The following is a 20,503-nucleotide window of genomic DNA, read 5'->3' on the forward strand; positions in this document are numbered from 1 at the left end:
AAATTAAAGAGGAAACCATGAGCCTGTTATTGAACTGTGATTTAGGGGAAAGCTTCGGCAACTGGACTATGGGAATGGATGCCGCCGTTATGCCCCACATCGATCAAGCCAATATCGCCTGCGGCTTTCATGCTGGTGATCCTTTGATTATGCAGCATACACTCGAGCTGGCCAAAACTCACAGTGTGAGTGTTGGCGCTCATCCAGCCTACCCAGACCTTGTTGGCTTCGGTCGTCGCAGCATGAATATCAGCATGAGCGAATTAAAAGCGATGATCAGCTACCAACTAAGTGCCCTAGAAGGCATGGCTGCGAGCAAAGGTTTAACGGTGGAATACCTAAAGCCGCATGGCGCTATGTATAACGACATGATGGCAAAGACAGAAAATCGCATTGCTATTATGGAAGCCATTGCTGAACACCATCGCCCAGTTAAATTAATGCTGCAAGCCACACCGCAATGGCAAAGCCACCAAGACGAAGCGCAAAAGATAGGCATTGAGTGTTTATTCGAAGCCTTTGCCGATCGCTGTTACGACGACGATGGCAAACTTCTCGCCCGCAGCAAAGCTGGCGCGGTGCACGACAAAGAAAAAATGTTGGCGCAAGTTATTCAATTGGCCAAGCAAGGCACCGTCACCACCGTTAGCGGACATATTTTGGAATTGCAGGCCGACACCCTGTGCGTTCATGGCGATAATGCCGAAGGTGTTGCCGCCATCGCCTCTATTCGCGAGGCAATATCCTAATGGCCGCAACACTTTATCCGCACATAGAAATTGCGGGCGCGGATGCATTGATTGTCTACTTAGGCGCAGATACTCAGCCAGAAATTTCAGCTGAAGTGCAACGTCTGGCTCAGGGGCTGCAAAGTTTTCAAGGGCAAGAGATTGTCGACCTCGTTCCCTCTTACGCCTCACTACTGATTAACTTTAATCCCTTGCTGTGTGACCATTTATGGTTACGAAAAAAGATTCGCGAGACGTTAGATAGCTCAACAAGCCAACAAGAAAGCGAGAGTCGCCTAGTTGAATTACCCAGTTACTACAGCGAGGAATCAGGGCCCGATTTAAATTTGCTGGCAAGTAACGCTGGTTTAAGCCCTGAAGAAGTTATCGCTCTGCACAGCGAAGCTGAGTATCGCGTTTACGCCATTGGTTTTGCCCCGGGCTTTGCTTACCTTGGCCAAGTCGATCAAAAGATTGCGGCGCCACGTTTAGCGACGCCACGTAAAAAAGTCCCCAAAGGAGCCGTTGCGATCGCCGATCGTCAAACGGCCGTTTATCCCGCCGTTTCACCAGGCGGCTGGAATTTAATTGGCTTGTGCCCCACCCCCATGTTCGATGCTAACAATGAACCCCATATGCCTGTCGCGGTCGGTGATCGTATTCGCTTTCGCCCAATCAGTCGGGAAGAATTTTTTGATTTGGGCGGCGAGCTGCCTGAATTTGAAGTGCAATCTTAAGGTGCCACTATGCAAGGATTAACGGTAATTGCCCCCGGCATTTTAAGCTTACTGCAAGACGCTGGCCGCTTTGGACAACAGCAGATCGGCCTGACTACCGGTGGCCCATTAGACAGTTTCGCGTTTACTGTCGCCAACCGATTGTGCCACAACAACGATAACGCTTGTGCCATTGAGATTAGCATTGGCGGCTTAACACTGGAGTCATCTGTCGATAGTGTTATTGCCCTAACTGGCGCCAAGCTCGGTTTAAAAATTAACGGCCAAAACAAGACCCAATGGCAAAGCCACGCCATTAAAGCAGGGGATAAAATTAATATTGGTTTTGCCAGCGAAAAAAACAGCGGCTGTCGAGCCTACCTAGCAGTCGCCGGCGGTTTTGATATTGCTAAACAATTTGGCAGCCAAGCCACTGTGAGCCGCGAAGGTATCGGTGGTCTGCAAGGCGGCCCATTGCAAAAAACGGATTTGCTGCCCTGCTCGAATCACCGCGATTTAGAGCTACTAAGATTCAGCGAGGAACAGCAAAGTAACTTTAATAGCAACTGTAATAGTAACTTTAATAGCAACTACCCTGATCTTGTAGAACTGCGAGTGATCCTAGGCTACCAGCAAGATCACTTCAGCCCGGTAAAACAAGCCATATTTTTCAGCAGCGAATATACCGTTAGCGATCTTTGTGACCGCATGGGTTACCGTTTAGAGGGCCCCAAAGTTAATGCCGATATCGAAGGTATCCTATCGGAAGGTATTTGCTTGGGGGCGATTCAGGTCCCAGCTGACGGCCAACCAATTGTCTTGATGAATGACCGTCAAACTATTGGTGGATACCCCAAGATTGGAGCAGTGTTTGGCCCTGACCTAGCCAAACTTGCACAGCTAAGCGCAGGTGGCCGTATTAAATTTACAGCAATGGACATTAATGATGCCCACCAAGAATTATTACTAACCAAGCGCCAACTCGATCAGCTTGTTTTAGAAGCACTATAATTATGACATTAGAAAATATTTCCCTTAGCGACAGCGAATTACAACTGAGCCAAACCATTGAAAATTTATTGGTGGCCCAAAACTTACGTGGAATGGCACAAATTCAACCACATTTAGCTGCGGGCTACTGCATGCGAGCCGCCAAGGCCATGTTGACGGCGGTAAGCAATAAAGAAGTGGTTTTTATCGGTACAGGCTTTCCGGTTGTAGATACCTTTGAGACCGATGGACCACCAGGCGCCATTTCTTTATATCGAGCCATCGAAGCTTGTGGCGGCACTCCTTACATCTGCTGCGGCGCGCCATTGTCTGGAGCAATCGTTGAAGATTTTCGAGTTATTGAACTGGCTGTTGGCGAAGATTGCGAACAGCAACAGCACCAAGAGGCGCAAGCTATTCTTGAGCAATATAAACCCGGCCTAGTAATTTCTATCGAACGCCCAGGTAAGGCCGCTGACGGTGGTTATTACAATATGCGTGGCGAGTCCATCAGCCCGCGCAGTGCCTGCTTCGATGAAATCATGCAAGCCTGCCAATGCACCACTTTAGCTATTGGTGACGGCGGCAATGAAATTGGCATGGGGAAGGTGCAAGATGCCTTAAGCAAGCTGAATATTGTGCCAGCGGCCACCAGCTGCGATGAGCTTATTGTAGCAGACGTTTCCAACTGGGGCGGCCATGCTCTAGTGGCACTACTGGGCTATTTGCGCCAGGAAGATCTTCTGGCCAGCTTTGATAACCTGGCCGTACTGCAGTATTTGAGCGAACGCGGCAGTGTAGATGGTGTTACCCGCGAAAACACCCTCACTGAAGACAGCTTAGATTCAGCAGAAGGCACTAAGCTGCTCTATGCTTTAAGAAAACATTGCGGCTTTGCCTAACCATTGGGGCTTTTTTAGCACTGAGCCTTATTATTTACAGCTGAGATAGCTCGGAATAATAAGGCCTGCCCCAAAGTCGAAAAAGCCGTGTAAAATCGTTGCCTTATCGACTAAATGAAGGACGCCATGAAAAATTTGATTTTAGGCCTGTGCAGCTTCTGCCTGAGCCTTAGTAGCTTCGCTGCCAGCCCGGTTTGGAAAATTAGCAAGGGCGACAATCACTTCTATCTTGGTGGCACCATCCACCTACTAGCTGAATCGGATTATCCCCTACCCAATGCCTTCGAGCAGGCTTATCGCGAAGCCAGCACATTGGTTTTTGAAACCGATATAGAACAGATGAAAGACTCGGGTAATCAAACCCAGCTTTTGCGTAAATTACTCTACCCCGCTGGCGAGAACCTACGTCAAAAGCTCAGCCCTGAAACCTATCAACGGCTGGACAATTTCTTTGCCGCCCGGGGCGTCCCCACCAATCAAATTACTCGCTTTCGCATCGGCATGACAGTAATGACGCTCACTTTGATTGAGCTGCGCAGAAATGGCCTCGCTGAAGAAGGGGTTGATATGTTCTTTGCGAATAAAGCCAGGCAAGATCAAAAGGGCCTTGAATCCTTAGAGGAGCTTAATGCTCATATGGATTTTATTGCCAATATGGGCGAAGGTCAGGAAGATGAGATGATTCGTCAAACTTTAGACGACTTAGAAGAAATCCCCGCAATGATTCGTGACATGAAGGACGCATGGCGCTCAGGCGACAACGCTAAGTTAGTGGCGATTGGTATTCAAGAGTGGAAAAGCGAATTCCCCAATGTCTTTAAGCGCCTGCTTACCGATCGCAATAACAATTGGATGACAGAGCTTGCTGATTACAATGATGATGCCGATGTCGAGTTTGTGCTGGTCGGCGCGCTACATCTAGTAGGCGAAGATGGCCTATTACAACAACTCCAGGCGAATGGGCACCAACTGGAACAACTGCCATAAGGTTCTTTATTGCCTCATCTAGATTTAACGGCAGCTATCCCGGCCCGAACTTTCGGGTCGGAAGCACAAATATTTTACTCCAAGCCAAGCCTCAAGATCGGCCCTCCCCCGCTAAACACTTGATCAAATTCCGCCCCTTGGTTAAATTGGAATTGTTGTAAGCCGTTCCACTAAACCAGCCTTTAGCCAGCAAAGGATAAGCCCGTGCATAAATCGATTATTATCAGCAGCAGTCTAGTCATGGCCCTAGTGAGCAACCAAGGCTGGGCCGCCAAAGACTGTATCGACGCAGATTTAGCCTTTAGTGGTAATATTTACACCGCCAACGATAAATTTCCAAAAGCCAAACACCTCGCGATCAAGGGTAATAAAATCAGCGCAGTGAGCTTAGAGCCCCTGCAGCTATGCGACGGCGCAAGACACTTCAAGCTAAAATCCGGCGCCATCTACCCAGGCTTTAGCGATGCCCATGTACACTTAAAAGGCATTGGCTATCGGGAAAAAAGCCTAAACCTGCAGGGTATCAACAGCCTTGCAGAAACCCTACAAGCCGTTAGCGATTTCGCCAAAGCTAACCCAAACAATAACTGGGTAGTAGGCAGAGGCTGGATTGAAAAACTTTGGCCAGAAAAAAGATTCCCAAACATCGCCGATCTTGATGCCGTAGTGAGCGATCGCCCCGCTTATATAAAACGAGCCGACGGCCATTCAGCGGTGGCCAATAGCCTAGCCCTAAAATTGGCCGGCATCGATACCAGCACCACGGCGCCTGAAGGTGGCGCCATTGAAAAAAACGCTAAGGGCGAACTCACCGGCTTATTGGTTGATAATGCCATGGCTTTGGTAGAGCAGCTGATTCCCAAGAACTCCAGGGCCGACGACAAAGGCGCGCTCGCTAAAGGCCTAGCTCGAAATGTCGCACTCGGCTGGACCCAAACCCAAAACGCCGGGGGCAGCTGGCAAGATTTAGAATTATTAAAAGAGCTACAAAAAGAAGGCAAGTTAGCACACCGCGTTTATTATGCGCTTAGCCAAGGTAGCGACGCCGATAAACTCTTAGAAGAAAAAGCGCAAATAGATGAAAGCCACTGGATCAGTGCCAGAGGCATTAAGCTCTATTCTGATGGCGCACTAGGCTCCCGCGGTGCCGCATTAATCGAACCTTACCATGATGCCAAAGGCAAAGGCTTGCTGTTAATCGATGAGCAAACCATTATGCCGATTTTGCAAAAAGCGCTTCGCACGGGCATTCAAATACAAACTCATGCTATTGGCGATCTGGCCAATCGTTTAGTTCTCGACTGGTATGAAAAAGCCTTCCACAGCGTACCCAGAGACCAATGGGCAATCGCAAACCCGCGCTGGCGCATCGAGCATTCTCAAAACATTACTCCTGAAGATCAAGACCGTTTTAAACAGTTGGGCATCATACCTTCCATGCAGCCCTCGCACGCTATTGGCGATCTGCATTTCGCGCCAGATCGCCTAGGTAAAGCGCGATTACAAAACGCATACCCATGGCAGAGTCTCTTAGATAAGGGGCTGGTTATTGCCGGCGGCTCTGATGCCCCAGTAGAAATTGGCGATCCAAGAATAGAATTTTACGCTGCGAGTTTGCGTAAGGATACCCGCGGCTTTCAAGGCAAGGGCTGGCACCCAGAACTGGCTGTTAGCCGCGAAAATGCGTTAAAAATGTTTACCCTATGGCCCGCCTACGCAGCCTTTGAAGAAAATTTGAGGGGCAGCATTGAAGTCGGCAAGCTCGCTGATTTAACGATATTCGCCGATGACATTATGACCGTCGAAGGTGAAAAAATTCTCGAAACCAAGGTGCTGTTTACTATTATTGATGGGCAAATTGCTTATCAGGAAAACCTTTAAGTCGCAAAGAAACTAATAATGGTCTTTAATCCGCCAAAGCCTGATTAATATCAGGCTTATTTTTATTGGCCATTATTATGGTTGGTTGAAGCAACATTTTTATAAGCTCTCTATCTCCTCCTGTTAAAACGGGCGAATAATAAAACCCTTGGCCAATATCGCAAGCCAAATCTAATAACTTCTCATGCGCTGCATTTGAATCAACCCCTTCTGCAACAATTTTAAGCTGCAAACTTGCGGCTAGCGCTATAGTATTTTTTACGATATTAAATTTATTTTCGTCGTCAACTATACCGCTAACAAAGCTCTGATCAATCTTAATACTATCGACCGGTAAACGACTGATGTAAGAGAGCGAGGAATAACCGGTACCATAGTCATCTATTGAAATCACATGGCCACGCTCACTCAGTATAGCTAGCTGCCTGATGACATATTCAATATCTGACGCGAATGCTGTTTCCGTCACTTCAATCTCGATATATCGGGCTTCTATACACCGTTGCCTTAAACGATAGCTAAGCTCCTCAGCAAAGCCTGATTGCGCAAGTTGCTTTGCCGAGACATTTACAGCAACAGGCAGCAAAGTTAAACCCGACTTACGCCAAGTGTCGAGCTGTATGCAGACCAAATCCAAAACCTGCCATCCCATTTCGACAATAATGCCAGTCTCCTCAGCCACTTCGATAAACCCACCCGGATATATTAATCCACGCTCATCTGTGCGCCAGCGAATAAGCGCTTCGAAACCGCAGACTCTACCTGCAGCAAGATCAACTTTCGGCTGAAAGTGAACTTCAAGTTGCTGGCTATTTACAGCCATGCGAAGCTCATTTTCCAAAGATACTTTCCGCAGTGGCTTCTCGCTCATGTCCTCCATGAAGTGCGTTGCTTGATTACCACCTCGCTCCTTACTGCAGTACATCGCCAAATCAGCCATTCTCATAAGCGCACTACTGCTTGCGGCCTGATCAGGACAAACAACATACCCTACACTCAATGATACATATAAAGGTTTGCCGTCAACTGTCAACGGCTCAACAACTTGCTCAAGAATTTTTTCTTCTAAAGAATGAGCATTGTGAAATGGAGATATAGCACTAATCACAACAAACTCATCGCCACCCAAGCGAGCAATAAACTCCCCTTCCATCAAAGAATTTCTTAATCGAATAGAAAGCAATCTTAAGCATTGATCTCCGAAGAAATGACCAAAACTATCATTAATATTCTTAAATCGATCTACATCTAGAAAATGCAGTGAGAATTTACCCCCGTGCCTTGCGATATGCTCGATTCGAGCTTTGAGCTCTTGCAGCAGGTAGCGTCGATTAGGCAAACCTGTTAAATCATCACTAGTAGATAGTGCTTTTAATTTATTTTCATTGCGTATGCTGTCACTAACATCAGTAACCAACAGCATAAACTTACCATCTTCACTATCTTTGATCGAAAAGCCACGTACATCTATGTACAGCGCTTTGTTTCCTTCGAGCATTTCTAGCTTCCCAGACCAATGCCCTACTTTGCATAAAATCTCCCACCCTCGAAGCAGCAATTCACGTGATGCTACCGAATTTGCCATATCGTTAATCGTCGTCAAAACCCCACAGTCACTATTGCCAAATAGATAATTGAAAGCTCTATTTTTCGACATCAAGGCACCCGTCGAGCTTACAATAGATACACCTTGGTCAATACTCTCAAACCCCTGTGAATAAATCGAAATTTCAGCTTCTTTCTGACGTTTAAGGCGTAATCTAGTAAGGTTTTGATAAGTGAACGCCAATACGATAGAGAAGCAAACTGTAAAATACACTGCGTATGCCCACCAACTTCTCCACCAAGGGCTCGCGATGACTATTTGGATATCGTCTACCAAAGCAGTGCCATCAATAGTTTGTACTTCAAAGCGATAGTGCCCGCTATCCAACGCAGCATAAGAGACCACATCACTAAAGGTCTCTACCCACTTATCGTTTACTCCTATCAGACGATAGCGGGCAAAGAACTCTTTATTTTCTCTGCTTTTGAAATTGCTGAACTCTATATGTAGCGACTGCTCATCCGCCGAGAGAGAGATAGAACCTGGATTATAGCTGTAGGCTTGGCTCTCCTCATTGTGATTACCTACTCTAATACCCGTTACAAGCACTCGATTTTGGCGTGGCTTAGCAATTGACGGAAGACGCAGCTTATATATATCCGCCCCATCCAGAAATGTAAGTTGATTGGATCTAGACACAGAGATCAGGGCCGTGCCGCTTTTTCGTGGAAATCCCTGGCGCGCATCAAAGTAATTGACAGTGTTATATTTGTAATCCAGATATCCCAGCTTGCTGCCTTTCTGACTGATAAACCAAAGCCCCGTATCCGAGCTATAGACCTTGGCCACATCCCCTAAACGATTGTCTTCCTGAATAATTTCAGGAGGCATCAACCACCAATTGTCTCCTTGCCACTGTAATTTGGACCTAGAAACACGATGCCCAATATTGTAGTAATAGCCACTCTCAATAAAACCATCATTACCAGTGTCTAAGTCATCGATATTCCGCCAGCCCATAGGTTTTATGAACGACATTGCGGTTTTTTCGAAGTAACTAGGAATACCACCACTATTTAACCAAAAAGATCCATCCCTGCTCGGGTACAAGGTAACTGTAATCGGTTCAAAACCTTCTGGAACCCCAACTGGCTGAAGCTCTCCCTCTGGCTTAGATAAAAGGTATACGCCATCCTCACCAACAATAAATAGCCCTTCTTTTTCAGAAAAGGTTGTAAATCCAAAGTAGCCGGAGTCTAATTTCTCTAATTTTCCATTATTTGGATCAAAGCTAAATAGGCCGTCTTCATTGCATAGCCAAAACATTCCCCAGGCTACTGTCGTGTGCTTAGCGGAAACTGGCACTCTTATGGTTTTTTCTAAGTTTCCCTTGTGATTAAAAATCTTGTATTCATTACCATCATAAATGAATGTGAAATCTCGACCACCCTCAAGAAAAACACCACTGTAACCAGAAGAAGTCTCCCTACTATCAGCTGATGTAATGGCGTTTTTTACAATTTTGAATTCATTCAAGTACGCCGAGCTAATAAAATCCAACCCTAAATTAAGATTAGCGATGACCAAATTACCACTATCTGCTACAAACAAGTCAGTTTGCAGGGAGGACTTTGGCTTGCCTCCTGGATCTAGCACTTCATAGTATTGGTAATTCGAAAAATCGGCCTTTACCATGAAGACTCCCCCGGCCTCTGTTCTCACCCAAATATCACCCAAAGAATCAAAAGCCATCCCTAAAGCCCTTTGGCCGACAAAACTAGCTGTAGCAAACTCTATGTTTGCTAATAAGCGCCCACTTTGACTGAGTTTTAGGAATCGATTTTTCAAGAGCAGCAATACATTACCGTGAGCATCCTCTTTTATGAAACGCAGATTACCAGGGGCATTAACTTGTTGAAGTAAATCGTCTGAAATCTTTAGCTTACCTTTTGATGTTTGAAAATCGCCTTCTCTACTTAGAAACCGCAAGCCGTGCTTCATAGTAGCCACCCAAATGCGTCCGAAGCGATCTTGCATCGCCATTCGAATACCAACGCTATATATTGAAGAATCTGACGGTAAATCTATTTTATAACTCGCAAAGCTATCACTTTCTGCTAAGTACTTATTCAATCCAGATTCAGTGCCAACCCAAAGCACACCACTTTCATCAATAGCCATATCCACTACAAGCGTTCCTAACAAACCGGGCGAAGATCGGTCTTCACCCTGCTCACGATAAAAGCTTAGTTGGTAATTTTGTAAGTTGAGCTTGGCCACGCCCCCACTCAAAAAGCCCAACCATAAGAAGTGACCATCAATAAGCAGGCGATTTACCTTTAATCCGGCTAAGGGTTCACCGGCTCTAGATAAGATTCTTTGGCTATTAGTGCCATCATATCTGACTAGGCCTCCACTGGTACCAATCCACCAATACCCGTCATTGTCTTCGGCGACCGAATAAATTAAATCATCGATGAATGCGATATCTTTCTGGTAACTGAAAAGCTCTTTAGAGGGCATAAACTGCCCGTAAGCTGTACTCGAAAGAAAAACTAAAAATGTGATAAATACTGTTCGCATCTCAGCCATGACCTTAAACAATACATATAGGACGTAGTGGCCAACAAGACAACCAGACTCTTTTTTAACCACCCCGCCAGTATGAATGATGCGCGCCACCAGACCATACAACTAAAGTTGGATTATCGAAGGCTATTGACCAAGCTCCCCCAGTTAACCTGTAAGCAGATTTACGGAATCCGTGATTTTGTAATACTTCAGACTTATAATTGCCTCCGAACTAAATACAGGAGACCCATATGCGCCATCTAAGCGTCATAATTTTTACCCTAGTATCGATAGCTGGCAGCCAGTTTGCTGCGGCTTGGGGCAAACAAGGGCATCGCATCAGCAGCCAGATTTCTGAGCACTACTTAAGTGAAGACGCGAAAGCACTAGTGAAATCGATTTTAGGAGTAGAGACTTTAGCCGAGGCTTCCACCTGGCCTGACTATATGCGTTCCAACCCAAGCACTTTCTGGCAGCGACAATCCATGTGGCTGCACTTTGTTACTCTGCCTGAGGATGAGCGCGAGCATAATAAAAACGGCGATGCTATTTCGGCTTTGAAGGACTTTAGCGAAATAATAAAAGACAAAAACCGCTCGCTGGAAGAGCGCCAAAAAGCCTTACGTTTCGCAGTACATATCATTACCGACCTTCATCAACCTTTTCATGCTGGTAATGGTAAAGATCGTGGAGGCAACGATGTAAAGCTGAAGTTTTTCGGCGAAGATACCAATCTACACAGTGTCTGGGATACCAAGTTGATCGACCATGAAAAACTTTCTTATACCGAATGGGCATCATGGCTACAACCTAAAATCAACGCCCAGCAAGCAAAAGATTGGTGTGTAACTGACCCAATGATATGGGCGAGAGAAAGCCGAGATTTAAATGAAGGCTTGTATCCTGGCCGAAAGAGCGTGAAGTGGCAGTATATTTATAAGGCCCGCCCAATCTTGCGCAAGCGATTAATGCAAGGCGGTGTGCGTTTGGCCTGTTACTTGAATGAAATGGCTAAGAGCTAGCCTTGCCCCCAAAAGTAATTCAATAGCAAGCAAACCAAGTTTAAAGATAACTCCATATCTTTAAACTTGGCCCCTTTGCTAGTCTTTCATAAAGTTAAAGCCTAGCTCTTGATTCGATACACCTTGCCCCTCTGGCACTGGTGCTTCATCAACTTTAAAAACAGCCATATAGCGCCAATTTTCGTCACCCACTTCAATTGTGGCCGTTTTACCCAGCTCGACCATCAATTGCGGCTCACTGATGACTTGCTCTTCAAGCGTTAGATCCAGCAAGGTGGTTGCCAAAAATACGGCATTATCTTTTTGCTTGATAAGCTTAAGGCGCAGCTCAAAGTCATTACCGAAGGCCATTTTTATCTCTTTATCGTAATGTATCCAAAGCTCTGTTTTTGTCGAGCTTGTGTGTACTTGTTCGGCACCTACACGCTTAGTTTCAACATATAACTCTAAGGCAGCCCCCTCGGATTTAGAACTTGATGCAGCCACAATTGAACTCCCCAATAAACTAGGAATTGTAAGCCCAAGCAAGGCCAGCATGAGTATTGAAAACAAGCTGTTTTTTAAGTTTAGTAATTTAGCATTCATCGAACTCTCCATGACTTTCAGTCTCCAGATTATGCTGCCCATCGCCATCGAGCAGCTTTGATTAAAACCCTTTTCGGTAAGTGCTACCCGTCCCAGCATAGCGCGGTAGGCCTCGGCCGCACCTCTCGCCACTTGCGCATCACACCTAGCTTCTATCAAATTGCGTTGCATATTGACCAATGCTCTTAATAGAGGATTCCAAAAAAACAACGATTCCAGCAAAGCCAAACAAGCAACTTTCCAATGATCATAATGCCGACGATGGTTTAACTCATGATCCAACATAAAGTTAAGCTCTTCAGTATTTTTTACATTCTTAGGCAAGATAATGCTTGGCCGAAAAACCCCTACCAATATGGCAGACTCCAGCTTTTCGCTTAATAAAATGTTCCCACCATAACGGCCTTGAAGTTTAAGGTCGGGATTCGCGGTTTCGATCAATGACTTACAAAAAGCCAAGTGTCGATTCACTCTAATAATGTGGACAACAAGACCTGCTGCACAGAGCAATACTATCGACCCTAAGAGAAATCGATCAATATCGACACCCTGCGCATAAGCAGCTTGCTTAATTGCCGGTGCCGCAGTAGTTTCCAGCTGGCTGTAGGAAATAAGCTCAATCGCAGGAGCAGAGAGCAAACTCGAAAAGTAGGGCCAAGGTATAACCCAAAGCCCAATGGCTACCGCACAAAGAGATCGCTGAAGCACGGGGTGAATATTAGGCATACGTAACAGCAGCAAACTAAAAATGCTAAAAAGACTGCAGTACAAAAGATAATTAACCATCTTTTAAGGCCTTTTTACGTTCTTTTAGAATTTTTTCCAGATACTGAATATCATCCAGCGACAGATCCTCTTCTTCCAAGAGGTGTACGGCTAAACTCTGGCTCTTACCCAAGAACACTTTATTAATAAACTGCTTTATCATCGGTAATCGAACCTTGCCGCGTTCAACGGCCGCCGCATAATAGATAGTGCGCCCTTCCTGGGCGGCACGCATTAAAGCGCCCTTCTTTTCTAAACGATCAATGATCGTTTTAACCGCCGAGTAGCTAATATCCCTTTTAGAACAAATACTCTTATGCACTTGCGGCGCACTTTGATGCTCAGCCCCCCAAAAGCAGTGCATTACCTCTAACTCAAAATCGCTAAATTCCATTCGGCCACCTTTCTAGTTTTATCGCCACATCTAGAGCACTCATCTCTACACTTGTAGATATAGTATCTACAAGTGTAGAGATTGCAAATATTTTTATCAAATAAGTGCATAGTTAGAAGATGTTTAGCCTGCGACTTGAGAAAAACTAAAGGATAACTAAGGAGCGACTAGAGCCTATTGAGCGCTTTCACGAAACTGGCGGGGAGTACAGCGGTGAACCCGTTTAAACGCCCTATTAAAGGCACTGGAATCGGAATAGCCCAAGCTTTGGGCGATAAGAGATATAGAAGCACGACTATTGAGAAGGCTGTCACAAGCAAGCTTCATCAACTCAGCTTCTTTAAGCTTGCTAAAGCTACTGCCCTGCTGAGCCAATAGGCGACAAAGATTGCGGCGGCTATAGCCCAGCTCTTTCGCAAGCCTTTCTACACTCAGCTTTGCTATATCTGAGCTGGCTGCAATATAAGCGCTAACCTTAGTGACAATATCATCACTAACAATTGCCTCTAGACTCTCAATCGCGCTGGCCTCTAAGATCTGCAACAGCTTTAAGTCTCGGCTTTTAATGGGATAAGTTAATAGCTGCTTATCAAAATATAGACCGTTGCAGGTGGTAGCAAAAGACACTTCACGCGCAAAGGGGTAATTAAGCAGATCAGAATCAGTCTTTGCTTGATGTTCAAAACAAATACGACTAGCTTGCCAATGTTCCTGCTCTAACACTTGGCGAAACAACATAACAAACTGCGCCAAAGTGCCTTCAATATCCTGGGCGCATAAATCAGCAGGCAAACCTGGGTAGCTGTAGCACAGAAGATATTGCTGCTTATTTTCGGCTTCATGTAAGGAGACCTCGGCCGAAGGCGAAACCAAACTAATAAAGCGCGATAGTAACTGAATCACCATGCCAATATTACTGGCGCTTCGTAACATATAGATAAGTATGCCAATATCTCTTTCGTCCATCAGCTCGGCCAACTCTACCGCTAAAAAACGACGCTGATAATGATCAGACATGGCATTGAGAAATTGTAGATAGTCGCGGGTAGAAAGCGTTTGCTGCCCTGAAAGCAAATCGGCCACGCTATAAGCCATCTCTTGCAAAATCGGCTTTGGATTCAAACCCAGTTTATAACAGGCATCAATAAAACGATTTACATTGGGTTTTATGGCTTCGGTCATGGCGCCGCACCGGCGTTTATAGAAATTTAATCTGCGGGTTACCGCGCTTATACCCTAGCAATAAGACCAGCAGTATAGCAAGTACGCCGCCATAAACCGGATAAAAGTACTCACCGAGATAATGCTTAGGCGTTATGGCATGAAACAAGGCGAAGAATAAGTGTAAGCATATTAGTACAGTTGCGATAAACAAGATCTTTTTAGCCCATAGCTGCCCGGCAAAGCCCGCTTGCCCCACAATGTATAGCAAGATAGCGCCGACACAGAGAACGCTTGGAATAATATAGTGCCCTTGATAAAAGCTCACTATAACGGCCAGAGCATGCGCACCGGAGAATAGCAAACACAAGGCATCAAGAGACACGGCCCAATAGGAATTGAAAGACTTAGTTAACATGAGATCACAAACTATTTAAGAGGTTAAAACTGCCTTTAAGCATTAGGCTACGATAATAATCAGGAGGAAAGGATAACTGCTGATTTAATCGACTCAGCGAATACCAGCCCAAATCTGCAATGCCAACTATTTTTCTAGCCGTAAGATAAGCACTGTAGTGGCTGGGCATAATGCCCAAGCCATTATAAGCACCGCAGAAATAGACCATGTCACCTTGCTCAGCTGCTACCGGTGATGCAATAGACTGAGTACTAACCGTATGGGCCGTAACACCATGCCACTCGTTTGGCAGTCCTATGCCACGTAACCTGGGGTAACGCTGATAAAAGTACTTATGCACCAGCTCACGGGCATATGATAAATCCTTCCACTCGGTTGTATCATTGCTGGCATAACCCAATACAATCCGCAAAAAGAAATGGCCCGTTGTACTTAGCCCAAAAGTGATAGGCAAAGTATTAGGCTCAAAACGCAGATCCCATTTATCAAGCGCAAATTGCCTTATCTGCCTAGGGCTTAACTTATCGCTTGCACAACTATATTGATGTACCGGAAATACCTTGGCCCAAACGCGGAGTATAGGCATTTGTGGCCAACAAAACCTTAGCACAAGAAACACGGGCTAAAGCTGTTTGCACATCTAAAGATGAACCCTGGTAATTGACCCCCAGCACTGGAGTGTTTTCATAGATTTCTACACCGTGCGCCAGCGCAATACGGCGGTATTCACTTAATAACTTGGCAGGATTAAGCTTATAGAAGCCCCTCCCCACTTTTGCCGCTGCGTAAAAATCACTGGCAATGGCACGCTTGAGCTTGTCGTCTGTTATCCATTGCTCATTTGTTTTTTGGTTATTTTGGGCCGCTTTGCGCTGTGAATCGTCTTTGTATAGATAGAGCGTATTGGCCGGCTGAAAATCACAGTCGACAGACTCACTTTGTAGGAAATTTTTAAAGTGCTGCAAGCCTTGTTCGGCAAAACTCTGATCATCAATACCCGTGAACTTAGCATAAACCGCACCAGAGTTTCTTGTGCTAGCACCCGCCCCCAACTGATGAGATTCCAACACCATCACTCGCAAACTGGCTTGCATTTTTTTAAGATAAATAGCTGCACAAAGCCCAGTATAACCACCACCCACAATGCAAATATCGGCAGTATGAGACTGCTGCAGAGAAGGCAAATCCGGTAGCCTGCCACCAAGATTCTGCCACAGACTAGGGCCACCGCTGCGCCGCTTGGGGAGCTCTATGCCAGTAGAGCTTGAGAGTAAACCCGCCAAACCGGGCGCCGCTGTTGCAACGGCGCCGCCAAGTAATAAATTACGTCGGTTTATTTTCATAGCATGATTCCAAATTCACTTGGGAGCATGGTAAGAAATAAGCGCAACTAAGAATTGTCCTTTGGGGACAATTAGTGGGCATCTGGGGCCAAGTGCCGCCTACACACCCCGAAAATAGAAATAGCCGCCCAGCATAATTCAAGGGCGAACACGGCTATATTTTGATCGAGCCATAGCTGGGGAAGAAAAGCAATTGCTGCGTATATATTCCAATATAGATACTGCAAAACCGATATTTTTTGAGAGCTCATCAAGAGGTAAGCCATGCCAAAACACAGCACCGAGCTCCAACTTAATGTCGATGCATTTAACTCGTGAAAACGTAGAAGGTCGACCAACAAGTAAATCAGCAATAGGCTAAACAGGACATAAAACACTCTTGGGCTAACAGGCAGACGCTTTAAATCGACCTGTAGCAATAGCAAGGCACTGATTACAAACCAAAAGAAATTATTAAAGACCGCCTGCCAGGATAGTAGAGCTAAAGAGCTAAAAACCAAACAAGCGGCCGCCAAGGCATTGGCACCGAAATACAAAGGCTTGCTGTGGGCTTTCGAAATAGATAGGTAGGCATGATTCGCCAAATACAAAATGGTGCCAAACCAGCCCAATAGCTCAATCATTCTACTGCCCTACTGCAGCTCAATATGCATATTGCGAACAAACAACTCTTTACCTACGTGGGGGCCATTGAGTACCAGTACCCTACTCAAATCCATCATATGGTGATATAAGCGATCATTGCTTGCTGGGCGCAACATATTTTCGCTCCAGGAAAGAACAATCACTTGTGTACCCAAAGGTAGTGTAAAGTATTCTACACTGCCACCTGGCTCTGCGCTCTGCCCCAAGATAGAGGGGTAGCCTTCTGAAGTGACCAATTTAGCAATATCAATAGAATCGGGGGTTTCGAAAGGTTCATTTTGCAGGCTACTTAAACCGGCCTTTTTTAAGCGAGCTAGAGCCTTATTTACGCGATCTATAATAAGTTTGCCCTGGGTATTTTTTGCGGCCACCAAATACATGCTCGAATTATCAATCAGACCCTTGATTGGTCGTATCAACTGCTTACGCTCTTTGTAATCATTTTCTAAGAGTTGATTCATAACGCTCTGGGTCATGGGCAGTAAATCTATCTCGCCGTTGAACAATGCGGTCAATGCCCGTTTTTCGCTGTTATATATTGTTGCCTTGGTGATCATTTTATCCAATGAGGCACCATAGCTATAGCCGGCAACTCGCCCTATACGCTGACGCTTATCTAAAGCGTCTTTTGCCTGCTGCTGACTCAAATACTGACGGTTATAGAATACCTGACTGGCTACTGTAAAAATGGCGTCCGAATAGAGCACTTTTTCGGCGCGCTCGACGGTTTTAAAATAGGGGTAAGACAAAAGTTGCTGCCCTTCGCTCACCTCATAAAAGGCCAACTCATAGGGCACATACTGCCATGTTGCCTGCACATCGCTATAGCGAAAAATCAGTTCTAATACCTGTGCGGCCTGACCAATTTCTTCATCCTGGCTATTGATATAAGGCGCCCAGGTATTGGTCAAAATCGTTTGCTCGGCGCCAAGCACTTTAGTAGCTGCCTGTTTATCAACAGCGTTCTTGGCTCTCTCTTTTTCAGCTGGCGTCGATGTTTGTGCCAATACAGATAAAGGCCCTAGAAGTAATACAGCAAGCACCGCAACGTAACGCAGCGCTCCTCTCGATAAACACATCATTCGAAACTCCAAAACCTAAAACGAGTAAAAAGCAGCTAAAATCGATGGGCAATACTAGCAAGCCCAAATAGAGACTTACTCTCGCGATTTAATAAACTGATAAACCAGCACCAATAACAAGGTAAGAGCAAAACCCGTCCCGAACATTACGTCGGTATCGACATTAGCGATCACCTCTAGGAATAGCGAAGAGTTTTCATCGGTATAACTCAGTGCCGGCCGGGACATCATTTCACGACTTAACTCCATCAAATAAAGAGAAAGCTCAAATACCGCAAAGAAACTCAATGCCACTAGCAAGAAATCCGTCAACCTAGAAGCACGTTCGCGCTTGCGGCTCTCTACCTCTTCTATTCGACTGGAGCAAATATCAATCATACGTTGGGAGTTATCTTGCAAAGCAGAATAATCCCAACAATCTAAAATCCCTTCTAATAATAAACGCTTGGGGCGCGTAAGAAACTTCAAGTGCTCATAATAATCAACCTGATGCAGACGTGATATTAAGCGGCTATCTGATAGCTGCTCTTGCACCTCCTCAATAGAATCATGGTTATACGCTGAGTCGATCGAGGCACTTAGGCGCTGGTTACAGTACTCTTGCGCGGTATAGTAATACTGAGCAAGAATCATAGCATCTAAGCGCGGATCTTCTTTTTGCTTAGCTTCGGGGCGCGCCATTCCAACCCCCTTTTCGTTACCGCCCTCACCTTCTTCCACTATTTCTTCCACTACTCCTTCCACTACTCCTTCCACTATGTCCCAAGGGTCACGATAATCCACCAGCACATAATTCAACCAGGTCAGTGAATGATCTTTTTTAGTGGCAATAATGTCTGCAGCATCTTGTGGGCGATGGGTGTGGGAAAGCCAGTTATTCAATAGATCTTTTATGCTTTGTTCCTGCAGCTGTTCTTGCTTCAGCATAATGGTTCTGGAAATCCAAAAGACTTTTAGATCTTGCTGCCAATCAGGCAGCAACGTGAAAAGATCTTCATCATCCTGCGCGACAAAACGCTCTATCGCTAGCACAAGCTCTGGATACAGCTCATCCATAAGCTCCTTAGAAAGGCGCTGACAGTCTTTTTCTAAAGCTTCATGATCATTGTTATATGGCACATTGAGCTTTAACTCAGCTACAGCGATGCTGTTGGCAAATACATGTACTTTTAGATCTGGGTTTAAATCCGGCCGCTGCCAGATACATAGGCGAGACTCCCAGCTATCTGCATTGACACTTTCATATTCTTGGGTTTGCTTAGGTTTGGGCAGGCTTAAATCTGTATGTTTTGCCAGTTGTTTGCGCAAACCTTCATCAAATTCACTCGCTCGACGATTTATACCGGGGTTAAGCGATAAAGGCACATGAATCGGTAATAAAGTGCGAATAGCAATGGTAGATTTTGACATGAAAAATCTCAGAGTCCGTCTTTAAGGCTCCATTTATTATAGAGCGATGACATTATAGAGTACTGATCATAGCTGACAATCTGAACATTGCAGTGTGGTATTCATGGAATAGCACAACTGCTAAAAGAAAAAGGGCCGCAATGAATTGCAGCCCTTTCGATACAGCGTAGTGATCGCAGTAACTACCTACGACACCATGGCATTGCGCTTTATGATGCTAAGCTCAAGTTTGCAAAGCGCTGCTGATGATAGTCGCCATCACCAAACGCCGCATTAATGCTAAGCAAACGGCGTACGTAGTGACCAACATCTAGCTCATCGGTCATTCCCATACCACCGTGCAACTGAACAGCTTCACCACCAATATGCTTGGCGGCCTTGCCCAGCATTGCCTTAAGCGCTGCGACGTTAATCTCGATGGAGTCAGCACTCTCATTTTGCTCGATCGAGCAAACGGCGCGATACAGAATCGATTTAAATTGCTCGGCGGCCATAAACGTATCAACCATACGATGCTGCAAGGCCTGGAACGAACCAATAGCAACGCCAAACTGTTTACGCGTTTTACAGTATTCCAAAGTAGTCGCGTTTAGTTTTTCCATAATTCCTAGAGCTTCCGCCGCCAAGGCAACAATGAGCTGTTGGCGCATTTGTTGCAACATCGCCAAACCTTCATCAGCACCGCAAATCGCTTGGGCAGGGACATTTTCAAGCTTCAGGTTAGCAACTAACTGTGCATCCATAGTGCGCAGTGCCGTCTTGCTTAGGCCTTCTGCATCAGCATCGATTAAAAACAGCGCAATACCCTGCTCATCATTTTGATCACCGCTAACACGGGCACTTACAATAATTTTATTGGCCGACACGGCGTTCAAAACGAGTGATTTTTCACCACTTAAGCGATAAGTATCGCCTTCTACCTTAGCGGCGCACTTTACATCTTTTAGCTCGTAACGAGATTGCGGCTCGGCGTAAGCAACGGCCCCCTGTAAAGAGCCATCAATTACGGCAGCGATCAAGGCATCACGCTCTTCACTCTGCGCACTGGCTTGCAACAAACCACCGAACATTAATACCGATGCTGCAAATGGCTCTGCAACTAAGCCCTTGCCCATTTCTTCCATTACCGCCATGGTATCGGTAGCTCCACCACCAAAGCCGCCAAGGTCTTCTGCGAATGGAATGGACAACCAGCCCAGCTCGGCAAATTTCTGCCAATTTTCATCACTAAAACCTGCTTCATTAGCTACTACTTTATTGCGCGCTTCAAAATCGTACTCATCTTGTACAAAGCGAGCGACGCTGTCTTTGAGCATTTGCTGCTCTTCAGAGAAATCAAAATTCATTGCTTTTATCC

At 45.6% G+C, this 20,503-nt stretch carries 18 protein-coding genes; 7 read left to right on the forward strand and 11 right to left on the reverse strand.

Annotated elements, in window-relative coordinates:
- The first annotated feature begins 17 nt into the window (after window positions 1-17).
- The 6 genes from Q1A41_RS07860 (at window position 18) to Q1A41_RS07885 (ending at window position 6,204) form a co-directional block, all read left to right on the forward strand.
- Window positions 18-749, forward strand: coding sequence for a 5-oxoprolinase subunit PxpA (locus Q1A41_RS07860; RefSeq protein ID WP_299771467.1), 732 nt, complete (start codon window positions 18-20; stop codon window positions 747-749).
- Window positions 749-1,465: a 5-oxoprolinase subunit PxpB gene (gene pxpB / locus Q1A41_RS07865; protein WP_299976834.1), complete on the forward strand. Its 717-nt coding sequence runs from the start codon at window positions 749-751 to the stop codon at window positions 1,463-1,465. The genes Q1A41_RS07860 and pxpB overlap by 1 nt, the downstream gene beginning before the upstream one ends.
- Before the next feature lie 9 nt (window positions 1,466-1,474).
- On the forward strand, window positions 1,475-2,455 hold the full coding sequence (locus Q1A41_RS07870) for a biotin-dependent carboxyltransferase family protein (protein WP_299976837.1): 981 nt from the start codon (window positions 1,475-1,477) through the stop codon (window positions 2,453-2,455).
- Between the two features lie 2 nt (window positions 2,456-2,457).
- Complete coding sequence (locus Q1A41_RS07875) at window positions 2,458-3,336, forward strand: glutamate cyclase domain-containing protein (RefSeq protein ID WP_299976840.1); 879 nt, start codon at window positions 2,458-2,460, stop codon at window positions 3,334-3,336.
- Window positions 3,337-3,462: 126 nt separating this feature from the next.
- Entirely contained in the window at window positions 3,463-4,323 is an 861-nt protein-coding gene (locus Q1A41_RS07880; protein ID WP_299976843.1) for a TraB/GumN family protein, read from the forward strand.
- 204 nt (window positions 4,324-4,527) lie between these two features.
- Window positions 4,528-6,204 (forward strand): amidohydrolase, encoded by a 1,677-nt coding sequence (locus Q1A41_RS07885; RefSeq protein ID WP_299976846.1) that lies wholly within the window; start codon window positions 4,528-4,530, stop codon window positions 6,202-6,204.
- 25 nt (window positions 6,205-6,229) lie between these two features.
- On the opposite strand, the gene Q1A41_RS07890 is transcribed toward Q1A41_RS07885, so the two are convergent.
- Window positions 6,230-10,432 (reverse strand): EAL domain-containing protein, encoded by a 4,203-nt coding sequence (locus Q1A41_RS07890; protein ID WP_299976849.1) that lies wholly within the window; start codon window positions 10,430-10,432, stop codon window positions 6,230-6,232.
- Between the two features lie 140 nt (window positions 10,433-10,572).
- Between Q1A41_RS07890 and Q1A41_RS07895 the strand changes: the two genes are divergently transcribed.
- Window positions 10,573-11,343, forward strand: coding sequence for a S1/P1 nuclease (locus tag Q1A41_RS07895; protein WP_299976852.1), 771 nt, complete (start codon window positions 10,573-10,575; stop codon window positions 11,341-11,343).
- A 78-nt stretch (window positions 11,344-11,421) separates the two neighbouring features.
- Here the strand turns inward: Q1A41_RS07895 and Q1A41_RS07900 are convergent, their stop codons facing one another.
- The 10 genes from Q1A41_RS07900 to Q1A41_RS07945 form a co-directional block, all read right to left on the reverse strand.
- Complete coding sequence (locus tag Q1A41_RS07900) at window positions 11,422-12,654, reverse strand: M56 family metallopeptidase (protein ID WP_299976855.1); 1,233 nt, start codon at window positions 12,652-12,654, stop codon at window positions 11,422-11,424.
- Window positions 12,655-12,706: 52 nt separating this feature from the next.
- Complete coding sequence (locus tag Q1A41_RS07905) at window positions 12,707-13,087, reverse strand: BlaI/MecI/CopY family transcriptional regulator (RefSeq protein WP_299976858.1); 381 nt, start codon at window positions 13,085-13,087, stop codon at window positions 12,707-12,709.
- A 174-nt stretch (window positions 13,088-13,261) separates the two neighbouring features.
- The gene (locus tag Q1A41_RS07910; RefSeq protein WP_299976861.1) at window positions 13,262-14,269 is read right to left on the reverse strand and encodes an AraC family transcriptional regulator; all 1,008 of its coding nucleotides are present in this window, start codon (window positions 14,267-14,269) and stop codon (window positions 13,262-13,264) included.
- Between the two features lie 16 nt (window positions 14,270-14,285).
- Window positions 14,286-14,666 (reverse strand): hypothetical protein, encoded by a 381-nt coding sequence (locus Q1A41_RS07915; protein ID WP_299976863.1) that lies wholly within the window; start codon window positions 14,664-14,666, stop codon window positions 14,286-14,288.
- Between the two features lie 4 nt (window positions 14,667-14,670).
- Window positions 14,671-15,252, reverse strand: coding sequence for a hypothetical protein (locus tag Q1A41_RS07920; protein WP_299976866.1), 582 nt, complete (start codon window positions 15,250-15,252; stop codon window positions 14,671-14,673).
- The gene (locus tag Q1A41_RS07925; protein WP_299976869.1) at window positions 15,203-16,009 is read right to left on the reverse strand and encodes an FAD-binding oxidoreductase; all 807 of its coding nucleotides are present in this window, start codon (window positions 16,007-16,009) and stop codon (window positions 15,203-15,205) included. The genes Q1A41_RS07920 and Q1A41_RS07925 overlap by 50 nt, the downstream gene beginning before the upstream one ends.
- Window positions 16,010-16,080: 71 nt before the next feature.
- Window positions 16,081-16,632 (reverse strand): hypothetical protein, encoded by a 552-nt coding sequence (locus Q1A41_RS07930; protein ID WP_299976872.1) that lies wholly within the window; start codon window positions 16,630-16,632, stop codon window positions 16,081-16,083.
- A 9-nt stretch (window positions 16,633-16,641) separates the two neighbouring features.
- Complete coding sequence (locus Q1A41_RS07935; RefSeq protein ID WP_299976875.1) at window positions 16,642-17,736, reverse strand: transporter substrate-binding domain-containing protein; 1,095 nt, start codon at window positions 17,734-17,736, stop codon at window positions 16,642-16,644.
- A 75-nt stretch (window positions 17,737-17,811) separates the two neighbouring features.
- A complete protein-coding gene (locus tag Q1A41_RS07940; RefSeq protein ID WP_299976878.1) occupies window positions 17,812-19,146 on the reverse strand; it encodes a hypothetical protein in 1,335 nt (444 codons plus the stop codon).
- Between the two features lie 209 nt (window positions 19,147-19,355).
- Window positions 19,356-20,492 (reverse strand): acyl-CoA dehydrogenase family protein, encoded by a 1,137-nt coding sequence (locus tag Q1A41_RS07945; RefSeq protein ID WP_299976881.1) that lies wholly within the window; start codon window positions 20,490-20,492, stop codon window positions 19,356-19,358.
- Window positions 20,493-20,503 lie beyond the last annotated feature (11 nt).

Source organism: uncultured Pseudoteredinibacter sp., from assembly GCF_947502065.1.
Lineage (GTDB): Bacteria > Pseudomonadota > Gammaproteobacteria > Pseudomonadales > Cellvibrionaceae > Pseudoteredinibacter.

Bases quoted from the DNA above. Each gene is read 5' to 3' on its own strand.
- pxpB (WP_299976834.1), top strand. From the start codon at position 749: ATGGCCGCAACACTTTATCCGCACATAGAAATTGCGGGCGCGGATGCA.
- Q1A41_RS07935 (WP_299976875.1), bottom strand. From the start codon at position 17,736: ATGATGTGTTTATCGAGAGGAGCGCTGCGTTACGTTGCGGTGCTTGCT.
- Q1A41_RS07880 (WP_299976843.1), top strand. From the start codon at position 3,463: ATGAAAAATTTGATTTTAGGCCTGTGCAGCTTCTGCCTGAGCCTTAGT.
- Q1A41_RS07910 (WP_299976861.1), bottom strand. From the start codon at position 14,269: ATGACCGAAGCCATAAAACCCAATGTAAATCGTTTTATTGATGCCTGT.
- Q1A41_RS07915 (WP_299976863.1), bottom strand. From the start codon at position 14,666: ATGTTAACTAAGTCTTTCAATTCCTATTGGGCCGTGTCTCTTGATGCC.
- Q1A41_RS07930 (WP_299976872.1), bottom strand. From the start codon at position 16,632: ATGATTGAGCTATTGGGCTGGTTTGGCACCATTTTGTATTTGGCGAAT.
- Q1A41_RS07920 (WP_299976866.1), bottom strand. From the start codon at position 15,252: ATGCCTATACTCCGCGTTTGGGCCAAGGTATTTCCGGTACATCAATAT.
- Q1A41_RS07940 (WP_299976878.1), bottom strand. From the start codon at position 19,146: ATGTCAAAATCTACCATTGCTATTCGCACTTTATTACCGATTCATGTG.
- Q1A41_RS07945 (WP_299976881.1), bottom strand. From the start codon at position 20,492: ATGAATTTTGATTTCTCTGAAGAGCAGCAAATGCTCAAAGACAGCGTC.
- Q1A41_RS07870 (WP_299976837.1), top strand. From the start codon at position 1,475: ATGCAAGGATTAACGGTAATTGCCCCCGGCATTTTAAGCTTACTGCAA.
- Q1A41_RS07860 (WP_299771467.1), top strand. From the start codon at position 18: ATGAGCCTGTTATTGAACTGTGATTTAGGGGAAAGCTTCGGCAACTGG.
- Q1A41_RS07895 (WP_299976852.1), top strand. From the start codon at position 10,573: ATGCGCCATCTAAGCGTCATAATTTTTACCCTAGTATCGATAGCTGGC.
- Q1A41_RS07875 (WP_299976840.1), top strand. From the start codon at position 2,458: ATGACATTAGAAAATATTTCCCTTAGCGACAGCGAATTACAACTGAGC.
- Q1A41_RS07905 (WP_299976858.1), bottom strand. From the start codon at position 13,087: ATGGAATTTAGCGATTTTGAGTTAGAGGTAATGCACTGCTTTTGGGGG.
- Q1A41_RS07925 (WP_299976869.1), bottom strand. From the start codon at position 16,009: ATGAAAATAAACCGACGTAATTTATTACTTGGCGGCGCCGTTGCAACA.
- Q1A41_RS07900 (WP_299976855.1), bottom strand. From the start codon at position 12,654: ATGCCTAATATTCACCCCGTGCTTCAGCGATCTCTTTGTGCGGTAGCC.